Genomic DNA, 16,206 nt, shown 5'->3' on the forward strand with positions numbered 1-16,206 from the left:
TCGGCAGGTCGATGGGTGGCTGAAGGAGGCGCGGGCCAAGGGGTTTGTTACTATCGGCGTAGGAGTAATTCGCCGACCGTACGACGCAGGGAGCGGCATTCGATGGCCACCAGTGAGCTCGACCTCGATCTCGGGCGCTACAAGTTGGGCTGGAGCGACGAAGAGGACTACGTCTTCAAGCCCAAGCGCGGCCTCTCCAAGGACATCATCCAGGAGATGTCCTGGATGAAGGGCGAACCGGACTGGATGCGCGAGATCCGCCTCAAGTCCTTCGACCACTTCGAGCGCCGGCCGATGCCCAACTGGGGCGGCGACATGTCCGAGATCTACTTCGACGACATCTACTACTACATCAAGCCGACCGACAAGCAGGTCGACGCCTGGGACGAGCTGCCCGACTCGGTGAAGAACACCTACGAGAAGCTGGGCATCCCGGAGGCCGAGCGCAAGTACCTCGCCGGCGTCACCGCGCAGTACGAGTCCGAGGTCGTGTACCACAAGAACCGTGAGGACCTCGAGGCGCAGGGCGTCATCTTCACCGACATGGACACGGCGCTGCGCGAGCACCCCGAGATCGTGCGCGCCTACTTCGGCACGGTGATCCCCAAGAACGACAACAAGTTCGCGGCCCTCAACACCTCGGTGTGGAGCGGCGGCAGCTTCATCTACGTCCCGCCGGGGGTGAACGTCGAGATGCCCCTGCAGGCGTACTTCCGCATCAACGCCGAGAACATGGGCCAGTTCGAGCGCACGCTGATCATCGCCGACGAGGGCTCGCAGGTGCACTACATCGAGGGTTGCTCGGCGCCCGTGTACACCACGGACTCGCTGCACTCGGCCGTGGTCGAGATCGTGGTGAAGCCCTCCGCCCGGGTGACCTACACCACCATCCAGAACTGGTCGAACAACGTGTTCAACCTCGTCACGAAGCGGGCGCGGGTCGAGGCCGAGGGCCACATGGAGTGGATCGACGGCAACATCGGCTCCCGCCTCACGATGAAGTACCCCGCGGTGTACATGGTGGGGCCCAAGGCCTCGGGCGAGGTGCTCTCGGTGGCGTACGCCGGCGCCGGCCAGCACCAGGACGCCGGCGCCAAGATGGTCCACGCCGCGCCGGAGACCACCTCGAAGATCGTCTCGAAGTCCATCTCCAAGGACGGCGGTCGCACCAGCTACCGCGGCCTCGTCCGGGTCGAGGACGACGCGCCGGGCTGCGTGAGCCACGTGCAGTGCGACGCACTGATCCTCGACGAGGACAGTGTGTCGGACACCTTCCCCTACATGGAGGTGGGTGCCCGTGACGCCCGCATCGGCCACGAGGCCACGGTGTCCAAGGTGGCCGACGAGCAGCTCTTCTACCTGATGAGCCGGGGCCTCTCCGAGGAGCAGGCCATGGGCATGGTGGTCAACGGGTTCATCGAACCGGTGACGCGCACGCTGCCGATGGAGTACGCCGTCGAGTGGTCCCGCCTGATCGAGCTCCAGATGGAGGGCTCGGTCGGCTGACCGCGCCGGTCAGCGAGCGGTCGGGGGCGCCGCCCGGTGGCGGCGGACCCGCACCGTCGGCTCGCCCGGCACGCCGGTCTCGGTGACCTCGACGTGCAGGGCGCCGTCCTCGATGCGCAGGTGGTGCCAGTCGGTGTCGGCCTCCGCGGACTCGTCGTCGAGGTCGAGGATCGCGACCGGGGCGAGCTCTCGCGCGTGCCACGGGCAGACCTGGCAGCCGCCCTCCATCTCGACGCGGTCCAGCAACGCCCCCTCGTGCGGGCAGGACCGGAGGTGGACGAGGAGGCGGTGCCCGCTCCGGCGCACCTTGAGCCCCAGGTGGTCGTCGCGCCCGAGGTAGGTCCACTCGTCGTCGCGGAGGCGCGAGATCGGCACGGGGGCGAGCACGGGGCGCGGAAGGGGCGGATCGGGCAACAGGACGTTGTTGGCCTGGATCGGGAGCGAGGCCCGGATGTCGCGCATGGGCTCGTCGTCGCCGCGGAACGTGTACCCCCAGCTGCGGAGGCGGCCCCTGCGCTCGCGCAGCGGGACGTCCTCGGACATGAGCTGACGCCAGTTGCGCCGGATCAGCGCACGGATGACCGGGAAGAAGACCATCCAGAGCCGTGACGAGCAGACGGTGTACGTGGTGGTCGCCCGGGTCCGGTTGGGGCCGATCTGCTCGAATTCGTGGTGGGTCACGAGCGTCCAGGCCCACAGGGTGACGAAGTGGGTCTGGCGGCGCGGGGCGGTGTCGTAGTGCACGAGGATGAGCGGATTGGCGATGCCGACCACCTTCTGCAGGCTGATCGAGGCCTCGAGGTCGCGCTCGACGACGCAGGTGATGTCGTTGACGAGGCTGTGCACCTCGTTCAGGTGGGGGACGTCCTTGTTGTTCCAGTCCACGTCGGTGGGCAGGTAGTCGCCCTCGGTGGTGCAGCGGACCGAGCGGTGGACCATCCCGAAGGACTCGAGCCGCTCGATGATCTCGTCCGCCTTCAGCTTCGCCACGGGAGCCGATGCTACTTGGCGCTGCGGTCGGCGTCGCCGTCCCGCGGCCCGGCGAGCAGGGGTGACCACTATGCTCGCCGCCGACCTTGGGACTGGTCCCACCACGACGAGGAAGGGCACGCGGAACCCATCGTGACGACCGCCGTCGGCCTCTCGGCCCTTCCGCGCGCCTCTGGGGAGCGGTGCCGCTGATGGCGGCCGAGCCCGTCGTCGAGGTCACGCCCGGGACCGAGGCCGATGACCGCGATCCCGCCGAGCGACCCCCTGCCCGGCGCCCGGGCCTCGACGCGCGCCACGCCGTCCTCGCCGCCGTGGTGGTGGGAGGCCTCCTCCGGCTCGCCTGGGTGATCCTGGCCACCCGCGCCCCCGTGTTCCCGACCGATCCGTCCGAATACCTCCGCATCGCGTCCGAGCTGTCCGAAGGGCGGTCGCCGACGTTCGGAGGGGTCAGCGGGCCGAGCGCGTACTGGTCCCCGGGCTACCCGTTCGTGCTGGCCCCGTTCGTCGGGTTCGCCGAGCGCACCGGGCTCCTCAGCCCGGCCTTCGCCGCGTCCCTGGTGAACGTCGGCGCCAGCCTGCTCACGATCTGGTTCACCGCGCTGCTGGCCGAGCGGTGGATCGGCGCCCGGGCGAAGGTGACGGCGGCATGGCTCGTCGCGCTCTGCCCCAGCCTCATCTACTACACGTCGACGGCCCACACCGAGACCGCGTTCACCCCGGTGCTGCTCGGGGCCTACGTCCTGGCCGGCTCCTCCACCCGTGACGTGCCGGGGCGGAACTGGGTCCTCGTCGGTCTGCTCGTGGGCCTCGGCGTGCTGTTCCGGGCACCCGGGATCATCGGGCTGGCGGCACCCGTGCTCGCCCTGCGGGTCCGCCGTGGCTCATGGCGAGCCTCCTGGCGACAGAGCGCACGGGCCACCGGGCTCGTCGTCGCCGGCGCCGCGGTGCTGCTCGTGCCCTGGACGGTCCGCAACGGGGTGCAGGTCGGGATCTGGAGCCCGGGGTCGACGAGCAACGCCTCGGCCCTCTGCTTCGGACACAACGACGACATCTCGGCCAACTGGACCAAGAGCCTCGCCAACCGCGAGCTCCAGATCGAGTGCTTCCGAGGCTCCCCCTACGACGACCCGGCGGGGTACGTGGCGAACGGCCAGGAGGTCCCGCCGGGGATCAGCGAGACCCCTCCCGACGAGGTCGCTTGGTACGGCGACCGCGTCTCCGACGCCCTCGCCTGGGCCGCTTCGCACCCCGTGCAGGAGGTCAAGCTCACCGTGGCCAAGGTCTGGGAGACCTGGAGCGACGAGGGCCGCGTCGTGGAGGCGGCCCGCAACTACCAGTCCGCGACCTGGGCGGGGGCGTGGATGAAGCCGCTCGGCGCGCTCGCCAACCTGTGGCTGTGGGTGGTCGGCGCGCTGGCCATCGCCGGCCTGGCGCTGGTCCCCGCCTGCCGACGGGCACTGCCCATCTGGGTGCCGATCGTCCTGTTCACCCTGGCCATCGTGGCGGCGCTGGCCCAACCGCACTACCGGTTCCCCGTGCTGCCCCTCGTCGCCATCCTGGCCGCCGGCTTCCTCGCCCGCCGCCACCTCGATGACGAACCCGGCGACGCTGGTGCGGACCGGGCCCCCGAGGCTGCCAACCCCCCGAACACCGCGGGAGCGAGCGCGTGACGACCACCCAGAGCGAAGCCGAGACCGGCGCAGGGCGCGCCGTCCCCGAGTCGGAGGTCCACACCGCGACCTGGGGCCCCGCCCCCGAGGGCCCACCGCCCCGCGGGGGTCACCAGGCCCTCTCGCTGGCCCTGCCCCTGCTCATCGCGGGAGCGGTGGCCGCGCTCCTGTTCGCCCGTGGGCGCACGGAGGGCGCCGTCGTCCTCGTGGCGGTGGTCGTCGCGGTGACCGCGGCCAGGGCCCTGTCGCCCGCCTTCGACCGCCGCTTCCTCCGTGGGCTCGAGGCCTTCGGCCGAGGGGTGGGCCACGTGCTGCGCTGGGTCCTGCTCGGCACGATGTTCGTGTTCGTGTTCGTGCCTCTGGCGGTGCTGCAGTGGCTCTTCCGCAGCACCCCACTGGGACGTCCCCGCGGGTTCACCGGCGACGGGTGGATCCCGACCTCGGTCATGGCGCCCGACGGGCCCCCGAGGCGGACGTTCGGCTCCGAGCCGACGAAGGCGCCCGGCGCCAAGACCCCGAAGGTCGTGGTGGGGCTGGCGGTGATCGCCGTCCTGCTCGTCGCGGACCTGGCCGTCGGCACGCTCTTCACCGCCACGGGCTCCCTGCCACCGATCGACCGCGGGGACCTCGTCACCCAGATCAACCAGTCCCTCGACCGGGACATGGCCAACCCGCCGATCAACGACGAGCCCTGGGCGGACCAGCACGGCGACGACATGGCCGGCTTCGAGCTCCAGACCAACGACTACCTGCCCTATCTGATCCGGGCGCACCACGAGTACTCCAGCCCGACCGTGAACGTCACCGAGAGCGAGCGCCTCTCGTACGAGCCCGAAGTGCCCGCCGGCACCGAGCCGTTGAAGGTGGCCTTCTTCGGGGGTTCGGTCATGTTCGGCGTCGGCCAGCGCGACGACCACACGATCCCTTCGGCCTTCGCCCGCATCGCCGAGGAGAGCGGCGTGCCGGTCGAGGTGCACAACTACGGCTTCCCCGGTTGGGTCATCTGGCAGGAGTACCAGCTCATGGAGCGACTCCTCGCCTCCGGTGAGGAGTACGACATGGTCGTCTTCTTCGACGGGTTCAACGAGTTCGACGTCCAGATGTCGGACTACTCCGCGGAACCCACCCACCACTCGGCGGTCATCTTCAACGGGCTGGCGACCGACTTCCGCGACCAGCGGGCCAGTGAGCCCGAGCCCCTCGACGGCCTGGGCGAGCTGGCCGAGTCCTACCGTCGGGCCAGCGGGGCGTGGCGGGTGTGGGACACCTTCACCGGCCGGGATGCACCGCTGCCCGGGCTCGACGGCGCCGTGTCAGGAACGCCCGAGCAGCAGACCGACGCCGCCCTGGACATCTACGGTCGGGCCAAGGGGCTGACCGAGGACCTCGCGACGGACTACGACGTGCCGGTGCGTTTCTTCTGGCAGCCCCGCGCCGCAGGCTGGCCGCCGGAGGTGCTCGAGCGGTTGCCCGACGGGGTCGACGACCTCTCGAACGTCTTCGGGGGCGACCCTTCGTACTTCTACGACGTGGTGCACACCGACGAGGTCGGTGCCGAGCTGATCGCACAGGCGATGTGGGACGAGCTCGGCCCGGAGCTCACGGCGATGGCGGGCGGCACCTCGACCCCGCCCGTGACCGTCCCCGTCGCCGCACCGGCCGACTGATCTCGCCCCGCCCCGGGGACCGCTAGCCTGCCCGACCGTGGTCAAGCTCAGCCATGACGCGATCCTCGAGCGCCTGGAGAGCTTCGGGATGGTGCACCGGTCCCTCGAGTGCGCGACCGAAGGCGACTACCTCCCCGCGGACGTCGACTGGAACAACAAGGACGTCGTCCACCGCAACTTCGTGCACAGCCGCATCGACGACGTGGTGTGCGTCGTCGAGAAGGACCTGCAGGCGTCGCTGAGCTACCAGAAGGTGCTGGGGGTGCCCGTGCCCCTCATCCTCGTGCACTACGACACCGGGCCGAACGAGCAGGCCCACTTCGTGACCGGCGGCGCGTGGACGATGGTCACCCGCCACGAGTTCATCCCCTTGGGCGACACCCGGACCCGGGCCGTCACCACCTACACGGTCGCCAGCACCCGGTTCTGGATGTTGTTCTGGCCGGTCATCCGAAAGCTGCTCCAGATCAACCACCGGACGCTCATGTCCGAGGACTCGCCGTTGCGGGAGCGACGCGGTCGCCTGCGGTCGTGGGGGTACCGGTACCGCGGCGACGGTGCGCCGGTGGACATCCGCGCCACGATCTCGGTGGCGGCCAACAACGTCGTGTACCCGGACCCGCCCGACGAGCCGCCCACCTTCGCCCCGGTCGCACTCGACCGCCTGACCGCCGGCGCCCGCGTGCTCGTCGGTCGCAGCGACCACCTCGGGCTCCTGTTGCGCCGAGAGGGCTCCCGGGTCGAGGCCTACACCCGGCTGTGTCCCCACGAGGGGGCCGAGCTCGACGACATCGAGGTCCGCGACGGGTGCCAGGCGTGCCCGTGGCACGGGCGGGAGCTGCCGCCGGTGGCCGTGCTCGACCTCGACGCCGACACGCCGTCGGCCGACACGCGGTGGCACCACCTCGAGGTCGTGGACGGCGCGGTGCACGTCACCGTCACCCCGCCCGCCTGAGTCCCCGGTCGTCACGATTCGGCCCTCCCTGCGCCATGCGGGGGACCGCGGTGCTGGCATGATGAGGCGATGCCGATGCGCGAGGACTGCAAGTACTTCGAGAGCCGCTCCTACGCCAACGGGGAGACGGTGCGGAAGTGCGACCTCGACCTCGCGCCGGAGGCGCCGTGGCGGTGCCCCGCCGACTGCCCCAAGTACACGCGCCGCCTGGCCGACGTGGGCTGGAGCCACGGGACGCTGGTGACCCCGCCGGTGGCCGACGAGCCCGCCAGCCTCGGGGAGGACGACGGCGCCGTCGCCGCGCTGCTCGACGAGGCCGAGGACATCGTCAACGCCGCGGGACCGAAGGTGCTCGCCGAGCTCGAGGACGAGCGCGGCCGCAAGGGCCGCTTCCGACGCAAGAAGAAGAAGCGCAAGTAGCCACGGCGGCGCCGGTCGTTCCGCGCCGGCCGGACCGGGGAGCGCTGATCCCGCGCCGGTAGGATGGTGGGTCCGTCGGGCCTTCCCCCGTCGGCTTCTCGTCGCCCCCAGAACCCGATCACGAGGCGCTCCTTCCCTGCCATGACCCCCGTCGACGCCGTCACCGTGCCGCCCGGGCCCGCCTGGCTCCAGGCCCGCCGTGCCGACTCGGGCGAGCGCCTCGCCGCCGCCCACGTGCCCACCACCGAGGAAGAGGTGTGGCGCTACAGCCGCATCGGCGAGCTCGACCTGGCGGCCTTCCGGCCCGTCGAGCCGCCGGCGACCGACGATCTCCTGGACCGGTGCCGGGCGCGAGCCGACGCGGTGGTGGGGGAGCGGGCCGGCCTCCTCGTGATCGTGGACGGACACGTCGTGCACGCCGAGCTCGACGAGGCCGTCGCGGCGATGGGCGTCGTGCTCGCCGCGGCCGCGGAGACCGCCGTCGGCGAGCAGATCCTCGGTTCGGTGGTCACGGCCCCGGTGGACTACTTCGGCGCGCTCAACGACGCCCACGCGCCCGGTCCCTCGGTGCTCGACCTCCCACGTGGGGTGGTGGTCGACCGGCCCATCGTCGTGGTCCAGCACACCGCCACCGACGGTGCCCTCAGCCTGCCTCGCCTCGCCGTGCGGGCCGGTGAGAACAGCGCCGCCACGGTCGTCGACCTCGCCACGTCGGCGGACGTCGCCGCCCTCTCGGTGCCGGTCGTCGAGCTCGACCTCGGTGCGTCGTCACGGCTGACCTACACCGCCGTCCAGGACCTCGGGCGCGGCATCTGGCAGATCGGCTCCCAGGCCTCGAGGGTGGCCGGCCAGGCCCACCTCGTGTCGGCGACGGCGGCCTTCGGCGGTGACTACGCCCGGCTCCGCACCGATTGCGCGCTCACGGGCCGCGGCGGCACCGGCGACCTCTACGCCGTCTACTTCGGTGACGGCACCCAGACCCTGGACTTCCGCACCTTCCAGGACCACGTCGCCCCCGACACCACCAGCAACCTCCTGTTCAAGGGCACGGTGGGGGGACACGCCCGGTCCGTGTACACGGGCCTCATTCGGGTGCGGCCCGACGCCCGTGGCACCAACGCCTTCCAGACCAACCGCAACATCAAGCTCTCGGACCACGCGTGGGCCGAGTCGGTGCCGAACCTCGAGATCGAGAACAACGACGTGCACTGCAGCCACGCGTCGGCGGTCGGTCCCATCGACGAGCAACAGCGCTTCTACCTCGAGAGTCGGGGCGTCCCGCCCTTCGTGGCCGAGCGCCTCGTCGTCGCCGGCTTCTTCGCAGAGGTGCTCGAGCGCATCCCGGAGCCGATGCTCGTCGCCGAGCTCCGCCGGCGCATCACCGACAAGCTCGAGAGGCCGGTCGAGTGATGGCCACCCGTGAGCGCCTCTGCGCCCTGTCCGAGCTCGAGCCCGGGTCCGCCCGCCGCTTCGACGTCGGCGATCGACGCCTGGCCGTGGTCCGCATCGACGACGACGTCTACGTCGTCGGTGATCGCTGCACCCACCAGGACATCTCCCTCGCCGAGGGCGATGTCCTCGTCGAGGAGCGCCAGATCGAGTGCTGGAAGCACGGCAGCGCCTTCTCGCTCGAGACCGGTGAGCCGTCATCGCTGCCCGCCACGAAGGCCACCGCCGTGTACGAGGTCGAACAGTCCGATGGGGACGTCTGGGTGGTGCTCCCGTGAGTGCCGCCGGGGACGAAGGAGGCGCAGTGGCGTCGCACGAATTGGTCATCGAGGGCCTGCGAGCCTCGGTCGAGGACCGCGAGATCCTCCAGGGGGTCGACCTCGTCGTGCGCAGCGGCGAGGTCCATGCGGTGATGGGCCCGAACGGCTCGGGCAAGTCGACGCTCTCCCACGTCCTGATGGGGCGTCCCGGCTACGAGGTGACCGGAGGCTCGGTCACCCTCGACGGCACCGACCTGTTGGCCCTGGCCCCCTGGGAACGTGCCCAGGCCGGTCTGTTCCTCGCCATGCAGTACCCCGTCGAGGTCCCCGGAGTCTCGCTCCAGGACCTGTTCGCCGAGTCGTTCCGCGCCGCGGGCCGCGATGTCGACGAGGTGCGTGAGCGCATGGTCGTCGAGGCCGAGCGCATCGGCTTCGACGAGCGGTTCCTGGCCAGGGAGCTGAACGTCGACCTCTCCGGCGGCGAGCAGAAGCGCAACGAGACGCTGCAGCTCGGCGTCCTCCAGCCGGCCATCGCCATCCTCGACGAGTTGGACTCGGGGCTCGACGTCGACGCGCTCCGCATGGTGAGCCGCCGCATCGAGGAGGCCACCACCCAGTGGGGGCTGGGGGTGCTCGCCATCACCCACTACAGCCGCCTTTTGCACGAGCTGAAGAGCGACCAGGTGCACATCCTCGTCGCCGGCCGCATCCGCGAGTCGGGTGGTCCCGAGCTGGCCGAGGAGCTCGAGATCGAGGGCTACGCCCGCTTCGGGGTGGACGAGTCGGTCGACGGCGCCGGGCCCGTGGCGGCGTCGGCGCCCACGGGCGACCCGTTCGCCGACCCGTTCGCCGACCCGCTGGCCTGAGCCGCGGGCCGGGGCGACCCCGGGGCGCTGAGCTCAGATGACGCCGAAGCGGTCGTACTCGCCGTCGAGGATCTCGTCGGTGGGGCCGCCCAACCAGTCGAGCGCGATCGCGTAGAGCGAGCGGGCGTCGATCTCGACCGGCAGGTCGCCCTCGTCGTCGATCCGGTCGAGGCCGACGTCGCCGATGATCTGGCCGTTGACCTGGGTCCCGGTGACGAACAGCACGTTCGCCTTGCCGTGGTCGGTGCCGTCGCTGCCGTTCTCGGCGACCCGCCGCCCGAACTCGCTGGTGGTGACCACCAGGACGTCGTCGGCCCGTCCCTGGCGTTCCATGTCCGCCACGAAGGTGCTCAGCCCGTTGGCGACGTCCTGGAGGAGCAGGTCGTGGCGGTCGGGCTGGTTGGCGTGGGTGTCGAAGCCGTCGATGCCCACCACGATCACCTCGGCGCCCACGTCCAGCTCGATGAGCCTCGACGCCACCTCGAAGTAGCGCGTCGCCTTGTCGGGGGGTGCTCCCGGTTGGGGGGCGGCGGCCGCGGCAGTGCCGGCCGTGGCCTCCCGGAAGACGTCCACGGCGTCGCGGGTGGCGGGGATGGACTGCTGGGCGGCGGCGAACTGGGGCCCGCCGCCGGCCGGGCTCGACGTCGCGAGGAAGGCCGCCACGACGGCGTCGGGGTCCGTACGGGCGTTCTGCGGCGCGAGCAGCTGGAAGGACGCGGGGTCCTGGACGACGGTCGAGAGGCTGTTGGCCGCGGTCAGCACGCGCGTGTCGGTGCCCAGGCCGATGGCCCGCAGCGGGGTCTCTTCGTCGCCTGCGGTCGCGTCGAGCCAGCGTCCGAGCCACGAGGCGTCACCGCCGCCGGCGCGCCATCGGTCCATCTCGGCGAAGTGGGACCTCGTCTGGTCCTCGAACCCGATCCCTTGGATGGCGGCGAGCCGGCCCGCGGCCCACAGCGGGGCCAGTGGGGCGAGCGCAGGGTGCAGGGAGAAGTCGGTGCGGCCCTCGAGCGGCACGAGGGCGGGCTCGGCGATGCCCAAGGTCGGGCGGAGGTCGCGGTAGGTCCCGGCGGCGGGGACCAGCGTGTTGAGGCCGTCGTTTCCGCCGTTGATCTCGAGCACCACCAGGATGCGGCCGTCGCGGCGGGGCACGGTCGTCGAGGTGGCTTGCTCCTGGACCTGGTCGTCGACGAGTCGCGACCAGACGATCGTCCCGCCCAGGGCGAGGCCGGCGATGCCGCCGGCGGCGCCCAGGAACTGGCGTCTCGTGAGCCCCTGGTTCATGCCATCACCATGTCCGGGGACGTGAGCGCCACGGTGAGGAGCCCGATGCCCCCGTCGGCGCCGGGCGAGAGGTCGGGTGAGGCGAGCGCCGCCGAGGTGCTCTCGGAGAACCCCTCGGGGCGGCCGAGGGCATCCGCGAGCGCGACCAGGTCGCCGTCGGCAGCGGCCTGGCGGGCGGGGTTGTCCTCGGGGGTCGCGACCGCCACCTGGCCGGCGAGGCTGAAGCGCTGTGCGGTCGTGGACGCGGCGAACCAGGTGACCCCTCCGTGCCACCCGCTCACGTTCGGTGGCCACATGGGAAGGTGCCCGGCGTAGTACAGGCCGAGGTGACGATCGAGGAGGGGGAGCGTGGCGCCGGTGGCGCGTTGGATGGACACGAGCCAGGGCATCGGGCCGAGGACCAGCTCGGTGGTGCGGCCGTCGGCGACGGCCTCGAGGACGCTCCGGGCCAGGACCCGGAGGTCGAGGTCGGCAGCGCGGAACTCGGAAGCGAGGTCGTCGAGCAGTTGCGGGTCGGCATCGGGGCCGAGGACGGCACGTCCGAAGCGGGAGGCCACGAACGACGCGCAGGCCTCGTGCTCGACGACGGCGTCGATGACGGTGTCGACGTCGTTCACCCCCGAACGGCCCAGGTAGGTCTGGGGCGTGGCGTCGTGGAGCCGGGGGACGAACCGGGCCGACCCCCGTGTCGGATCCTCGGGGGTGCCCTGGCCGACCAGCTCGACGGTCCATCCGCTCAGGGCGACGGCGCCGGTGCGGATGTCCTCCTCGGTGTAGTTGCCGATGCCCAGGCCGAAGAGCTCGAGGAGCTCGCGGGAGTAGTTCTCGTTCGGCGCGTCACCGGTGTTCTCGTCGCCGTTGAGGTAGCGGAGCATGGCCGGGTCGACGGTGACCTCGCGCAGCAGCGTGCGGAAGTCGCCGAGGCCGAGGCGGCGGTAGAGGTTGAGCTGGGCCAGGAGGATGGGCACGAACCCCACGTCCGAGAGCCCCGACACCAGGTGGCCGTGCCAATACCAGGCCATCCACTCCTCGAACGGACGGGGGGTGAGCATGAAGGTGTCCAGCCAGCGGGCGATGGCGTTCTTGGCCGACTCGGCGCTGTCGATGGGCGGGAGGTCGACACCCGCCCAGAGGTCGTCGGGGGTGGCGGCGATGCCGTGGGCCCCAGGGTCGACCATGCGGTCGATGACGGCGTCGATGCCGAGCGCCTCGAGCTCGTCGAGCTCGCCGGGGGCAAGACCGAACGCGGCGCGACGGTACAGGCGCGCGATCGCCTCGCGTTCGCTCCCCTCCGTCGCCCCCGTCATGCCGCGGTTGCCTCCAGTTCGCGCCGCCACCCCCGGCGGTTCACCGGGCCGAGGCTAGGAACGTCGAAAGACTTGGTCAAGCAGCCTTGGTCGCCAGCGGGCCGTCAACCGCAACCCCGACCGTGGCTGCTTCGGTCCGGCTCCGCAGTCCTTGCGCCGGTTCACGCCGGCGGGATGCGCTTGACGTAGACGCTGAGCGGGAGGTCGTCCCAGCTCGCGGCGGCCGCCTCCAACAGCGCGTCGGGCGGGCGGGGACCGTCGATGACGGGATACTGGGTGTCCTCGCCGAACTGGACCAGGTAGACGAGGGCGACGGCGGCGGGGGGGAGCTCGGCCACCGGGTTGTCCGAGGCCAGGATCGCGTCAGCCTCGGGGCACTCCTCGCTGTAGCCCTGGTCGGCCTGCTCGGGGCACAGGAGCCGGGCGAGCGTGCCGGTGAAGGCCGGGAGGGGGCGTGGGTTCGTCTCCTGGGCGAACTCGACCAAGGCCGCCGCCGCCGAAGCGGCCTCCTCGGCGGACCGCCCCTCGGGCTCGTAGGTCGCGACGACCTCCCAGTCGTCGGTTGGCGCGGGCAGCTCGCTGCCGATCACGAGCAGGTTGCCGACCGTCGGGGCCGGGTCCCGCCCGTCCTCCGCGCCGATGGCCGGCGCGCCGGCGTCCACACCGGTGTCGATGCCGGCGGCCTCGAGGCCGGCCTTGAGGCCCACGAGGATGGTCGGGGTGGTGCGGCCGCCGACGACCCAGGTCGCCCAGCGCCCGTCGCCCTCGATGCGGGGGGCGGTCTGGTCGACGAGCTGGCGGGTGGCCTCGAACGCGAACGGGTACTGCTCGGTCGAGGCGTCGATGGGGCCGGGCACGGCCATGGCGACCGCGCCCAAGACGACGGCCCCGACGGCCACCGGCTGGAGCACCCGCTGGGCATCGAGGAACCGACGGCCGAGCGCGACGGCGGCCACGAGCCCGCTGGAGAAGACGACGAAGGTGGCGACCGGTGAGGCGGCGAGCGTGCGGTAGATGCCGATGCCCTCGTCCGACGGGGTCGTGGCCAGCGAGGCGAGCATGAACACGAGGGCGGCGGCCGCGATCGTGACGTTGGCCCAGACCGCCCGGCCGAGGTGCCGCCGGTAGCGGAACACGAGGAACGTCACCGACGCGAGGAGCAGGCCGGCCACCACCACGTACGGCGTCGAGGAGGCGTGGAAGTCCGCGGCGGACTGGACGGGGTCGAACACCAGGGCCTTGGCCTGCTCGCCGATGGCCTTCTCCAGCCCGTCGACCTGCTGGGCGGCGGTGCGCGACGCGCGGTAGAGCTCACGCACGTTGCCTCCCGCGTTGGTCAGGGCATCGAACACCGGCGCCCACCACGCCACCGCCAGGAGGGCGAGGGCGAGGGTGACCGAGCGGCGCTCCGAGCCCTCGAGGTGCAGCACGCGACGGATCCTGGGCCCGACGGGGGTCTCTCCCCGGGGGCCCGCGAGTCGGCGCCAGCGCAGCACCGCGACCGCGAGGACCGTCACGCCGGCGATCGCCGCCACGGGGAGCGCATAGCGCATGGTGGCGGCGATCGGGAAGGAGGTCGTCACCGCCCAGAGGGGCAGGAGGCGGCTGTGACCGGCCACCAGCGCCGCGCAGAGGTGCAGGAACAACACGATCACGAGCAGCGAGAGCGTGGTCTTGAAGGGGGGATAGAGGAACGCCGTCCCCCCGAGGGACCAACACATGGCCACTGCCGTCACCCACGCCCACAGCGCCGCTCCTGGGCCCCCCGTGCGCAGCGCGGTGTAGCCGATGGCCACGAGGGCGCCGGCGGACACGAACGCGGCGCCGAGCAGCATCCCCAGGGTGTCGCCGAAGACGCTGACGAACGGCGCGAGCACGTAGTAGACGAGCGGGCCTGGATGGAACGGGTGCGCGCCGTAACGGGTGCCCGAGGCGACCTCCCCCGCGACGGGCGTCTCGCTCGAGAACACCTGTCGGGTGACGGTGAGCATGGTGCCGTTGTCGCCGATCGGGTACCAGTCGTCGGCATAGGCCTGGAGGCCGGCGAGGAGGAACGTGCCGGCCAGCAGGGCCGCCAGGGCGAGGCCGACCCAACGCTGCCGTGGGGTGAGGTCGCGCCATCGACGACCGACGAGGAGCGGTGACGGGCGCGCGCCGGTGCTACGGGTGTCGTCCATCGAGGCTCCTACGGTTCGTCCTCCTCGCCGTGTGACGCGGCGCCGAGCGTATCGGAGCCGTGCTCGGCGCCGGTGGTCACCCGGCCGGCGGGGGGAGGAGGCCGGCGGTACCGCCCGCCGGGACGAGGCGGGCTGGTACGGTCCTGCCTCCGTGTCCGAGGCGAAGCCACTGCGGCCCACCGCGTTCAGCGCCGTGATCGCGGCCAAGAACGAAGAGGCGACCATCGCCCCGGTGCTCGAGGCCGTGGGCCTCCTCACCGATGACGTCGTGGTCGTGGACGGGCGCTCGACGGACCGGACGAGGGAGATCGCGGAGCGACACGGCGCCCGGGTCGTCACCGACAACGGGCTGGGGAAGGGCGATGCCATCCGCGTCGGGCTGGACCACGCCGCCCACCCCGTCACCGTGTTCATCGACGCCGACGGATCCCACGACCCGGCCGACATCGCCCGCCTCGTGGCTCCCATCGCGTCCGGCGACGCCGACCTGGTCATGGGCTCGCGCATGTTGGGCGGCAGTGACGAGCTGTTCGGCTCGGCCTACGAGGTCCTGCGCCTCATGGGCAGCCTCGCCATCAGCCTGACCATCAACTACCGGTTCGGCGTGCGCTTCACGGACTACCAGAACGGCTTCCGGGCCATCCGCACCGACGTGGGGCGTCGCATCGCCACCACGAGCAACATCACCACCATCGAGCAGGAGATGGCGATGAAGTGCCTCCAGTACGGCTACCGGGTCACGGAGGTGCCGACCCACGAGTCCCGCCGCCAGGGCGGAGAGTCGAAGATCAGCGTCATGCGGGTGGCCCACCGCTACGTGGGCAACGTCGCCCGCGGGGTGGCGGTGCGTCGCCGGCCGCCCCCACCGGTGCCGCCGAAGGCCGCCGACCCGACCCGCTGAGCGCGACCGCTCAGGCGGTCGCCTCGTCGATGCCCTGGGCGAGGGTGTTCCAGGAGAGGGTGGCGCACTTGATGCGCACCGGGAACTTCACGACGCCGCGAAGGGCCTCGAGGTCGCCGAGGCGCACCTCTTCGGCGGGCGCGGCGTCCTCACCCACCTCGGCCTCGTCGCCCTCGCCGCCGATCTCCTGCTCGTGGATCGACATCATCGCCTTGAAGGCCCGGGTGAGGTCGCGCACCTCGGCGAGGGTCTTGCCCTTGACCGCGGCCGACATCATCGACGCCGACGACTGGCTGATCGAGCAGCCCTGGCCGCCGATCTTGATGTCCTCCACCCGCTCGTCGTCGTCGAGCTGGACGTAGACCACGATCTCGTCGCCGCACAGGGGGTTGAACCCCTCGACCCGGTGGGCCGGCGGCGTGGCCAGCTCGCCGCGGTTCCGCGGGTTGCGGTAGTGGTCGAGGATGATCTCTCGGTACAGGTCTTCGAGCCCGGGCACGGGGTCTGCCTTTCTGGAGCGCGCGTTCTACAGCGCGAAGAACGCCAGCGTGGCGTCGAGTGCGTCAGCGAGAGCGTCGACGTCGCGCTCGTCGTTGTAAACGTACAGCGACGCACGGGCCGTGGCGCCCACCCCGAGCACGCGCATGAGCGGCTTGGCGCAGTGGTGGCCCGCCCGCACGCACACGCCCTCCTGGTCGAGCACCTGGGAGATGTCGTGGGGGTGGAGGTCGGCGAGCGAGAACGAGAGCACGCCGCC

General features: G+C 71.6%; 15 protein-coding genes. 9 read left to right on the forward strand and 6 right to left on the reverse strand.

Annotated features, from left to right (window positions below):
- Positions 1-102 precede the first annotated feature (102 nt).
- Positions 103-1,506, forward strand: coding sequence for a Fe-S cluster assembly protein SufB (gene sufB / locus JNK12_11930; protein MBL8776641.1), 1,404 nt, complete (start codon positions 103-105; stop codon positions 1,504-1,506).
- 9 nt (positions 1,507-1,515) lie between these two features.
- Here the strand turns inward: sufB and JNK12_11935 are convergent, their stop codons facing one another.
- Positions 1,516-2,496, reverse strand: a complete 981-nt coding sequence (locus JNK12_11935; protein ID MBL8776642.1) for a hypothetical protein — start codon at positions 2,494-2,496, stop codon at positions 1,516-1,518.
- Positions 2,497-2,687: 191 nt separating this feature from the next.
- Here JNK12_11935 and JNK12_11940 point away from each other — a divergent pair, with 191 nt between their 5' ends.
- The 7 genes from JNK12_11940 to sufC all read left to right on the forward strand — a co-directional run bounded on the left by JNK12_11940 (position 2,688) and on the right by sufC (position 9,783).
- Positions 2,688-4,166, forward strand: coding sequence for a glycosyltransferase family 39 protein (locus tag JNK12_11940; protein MBL8776643.1), 1,479 nt, complete (start codon positions 2,688-2,690; stop codon positions 4,164-4,166).
- On the forward strand, positions 4,163-5,833 hold the full coding sequence (locus JNK12_11945; GenBank protein MBL8776644.1) for an SGNH/GDSL hydrolase family protein: 1,671 nt from the start codon (positions 4,163-4,165) through the stop codon (positions 5,831-5,833). The genes JNK12_11940 and JNK12_11945 overlap by 4 nt, the downstream gene beginning before the upstream one ends.
- Before the next feature lie 37 nt (positions 5,834-5,870).
- The gene (locus JNK12_11950; GenBank protein ID MBL8776645.1) at positions 5,871-6,788 is read left to right on the forward strand and encodes a Rieske 2Fe-2S domain-containing protein; all 918 of its coding nucleotides are present in this window, start codon (positions 5,871-5,873) and stop codon (positions 6,786-6,788) included.
- 69 nt (positions 6,789-6,857) lie between these two features.
- Positions 6,858-7,208 carry a hypothetical protein gene (locus tag JNK12_11955; protein MBL8776646.1) on the forward strand — a complete coding sequence of 117 codons (351 nt, stop codon included), beginning with the start codon at positions 6,858-6,860 and terminating at the stop codon, positions 7,206-7,208.
- Positions 7,209-7,349: 141 nt separating this feature from the next.
- Positions 7,350-8,618 (forward strand): SufD family Fe-S cluster assembly protein, encoded by a 1,269-nt coding sequence (locus JNK12_11960; GenBank protein MBL8776647.1) that lies wholly within the window; start codon positions 7,350-7,352, stop codon positions 8,616-8,618.
- The gene (locus JNK12_11965) at positions 8,618-8,935 is read left to right on the forward strand and encodes a non-heme iron oxygenase ferredoxin subunit (GenBank protein ID MBL8776648.1); all 318 of its coding nucleotides are present in this window, start codon (positions 8,618-8,620) and stop codon (positions 8,933-8,935) included. Before JNK12_11960 ends, JNK12_11965 begins: the two co-directional genes overlap by 1 nt.
- Positions 8,936-8,961: 26 nt before the next feature.
- Positions 8,962-9,783: a Fe-S cluster assembly ATPase SufC gene (gene sufC, locus JNK12_11970; protein MBL8776649.1), complete on the forward strand. Its 822-nt coding sequence runs from the start codon at positions 8,962-8,964 to the stop codon at positions 9,781-9,783.
- A gap of 33 nt (positions 9,784-9,816) precedes the next feature.
- On the opposite strand, the gene JNK12_11975 is transcribed toward sufC, so the two are convergent.
- The 3 genes from JNK12_11975 to JNK12_11985 form a co-directional block, all read right to left on the reverse strand.
- Entirely contained in the window at positions 9,817-11,064 is a 1,248-nt protein-coding gene (locus JNK12_11975) for a DUF1501 domain-containing protein (GenBank protein ID MBL8776650.1), read from the reverse strand.
- Positions 11,061-12,371, reverse strand: coding sequence for a DUF1800 family protein (locus JNK12_11980; GenBank protein ID MBL8776651.1), 1,311 nt, complete (start codon positions 12,369-12,371; stop codon positions 11,061-11,063). Before JNK12_11980 ends, JNK12_11975 begins: the two co-directional genes overlap by 4 nt.
- A 161-nt stretch (positions 12,372-12,532) precedes the next feature.
- Positions 12,533-14,548 (reverse strand): hypothetical protein, encoded by a 2,016-nt coding sequence (locus tag JNK12_11985; GenBank protein MBL8776652.1) that lies wholly within the window; start codon positions 14,546-14,548, stop codon positions 12,533-12,535.
- A gap of 151 nt (positions 14,549-14,699) precedes the next feature.
- On the opposite strand from JNK12_11985, the gene JNK12_11990 reads away from it, so the two are divergent.
- A complete protein-coding gene (locus tag JNK12_11990; protein MBL8776653.1) occupies positions 14,700-15,449 on the forward strand; it encodes a glycosyltransferase family 2 protein in 750 nt (249 codons plus the stop codon).
- A gap of 10 nt (positions 15,450-15,459) precedes the next feature.
- Here the strand turns inward: JNK12_11990 and JNK12_11995 are convergent, their stop codons facing one another.
- Both JNK12_11995 and JNK12_12000 read right to left on the reverse strand, forming a co-directional pair.
- Positions 15,460-15,948 (reverse strand): SUF system NifU family Fe-S cluster assembly protein, encoded by a 489-nt coding sequence (locus JNK12_11995; GenBank protein ID MBL8776654.1) that lies wholly within the window; start codon positions 15,946-15,948, stop codon positions 15,460-15,462.
- Positions 15,949-15,975: 27 nt separating this feature from the next.
- Positions 15,976-16,206 (reverse strand): aminotransferase class V-fold PLP-dependent enzyme (locus JNK12_12000; GenBank protein MBL8776655.1); only part of this gene is annotated, 231 nt, incomplete at its 5' end.

Source organism: Acidimicrobiales bacterium (assembly GCA_016794585.1).
Taxonomy (GTDB): domain Bacteria; phylum Actinomycetota; class Acidimicrobiia; order Acidimicrobiales; family DATDAH01; genus JAEUJM01.

Excerpts from the sequence above, each read along its gene's own strand:
- sufB (MBL8776641.1), top strand. The coding sequence starts at position 103 with ATGGCCACCAGTGAGCTCGACCTCGATCTCGGGCGCTACAAGTTGGGC.
- JNK12_11940 (MBL8776643.1), top strand. The coding sequence starts at position 2,688 with ATGGCGGCCGAGCCCGTCGTCGAGGTCACGCCCGGGACCGAGGCCGAT.
- JNK12_11955 (MBL8776646.1), top strand. The coding sequence starts at position 6,858 with ATGCCGATGCGCGAGGACTGCAAGTACTTCGAGAGCCGCTCCTACGCC.
- JNK12_11960 (MBL8776647.1), top strand. The coding sequence starts at position 7,350 with ATGACCCCCGTCGACGCCGTCACCGTGCCGCCCGGGCCCGCCTGGCTC.
- JNK12_11965 (MBL8776648.1), top strand. The coding sequence starts at position 8,618 with ATGGCCACCCGTGAGCGCCTCTGCGCCCTGTCCGAGCTCGAGCCCGGG.
- JNK12_11975 (MBL8776650.1), bottom strand. The coding sequence starts at position 11,064 with ATGAACCAGGGGCTCACGAGACGCCAGTTCCTGGGCGCCGCCGGCGGC.
- JNK12_11980 (MBL8776651.1), bottom strand. The coding sequence starts at position 12,371 with ATGACGGGGGCGACGGAGGGGAGCGAACGCGAGGCGATCGCGCGCCTG.
- JNK12_11985 (MBL8776652.1), bottom strand. The coding sequence starts at position 14,548 with ATGGACGACACCCGTAGCACCGGCGCGCGCCCGTCACCGCTCCTCGTC.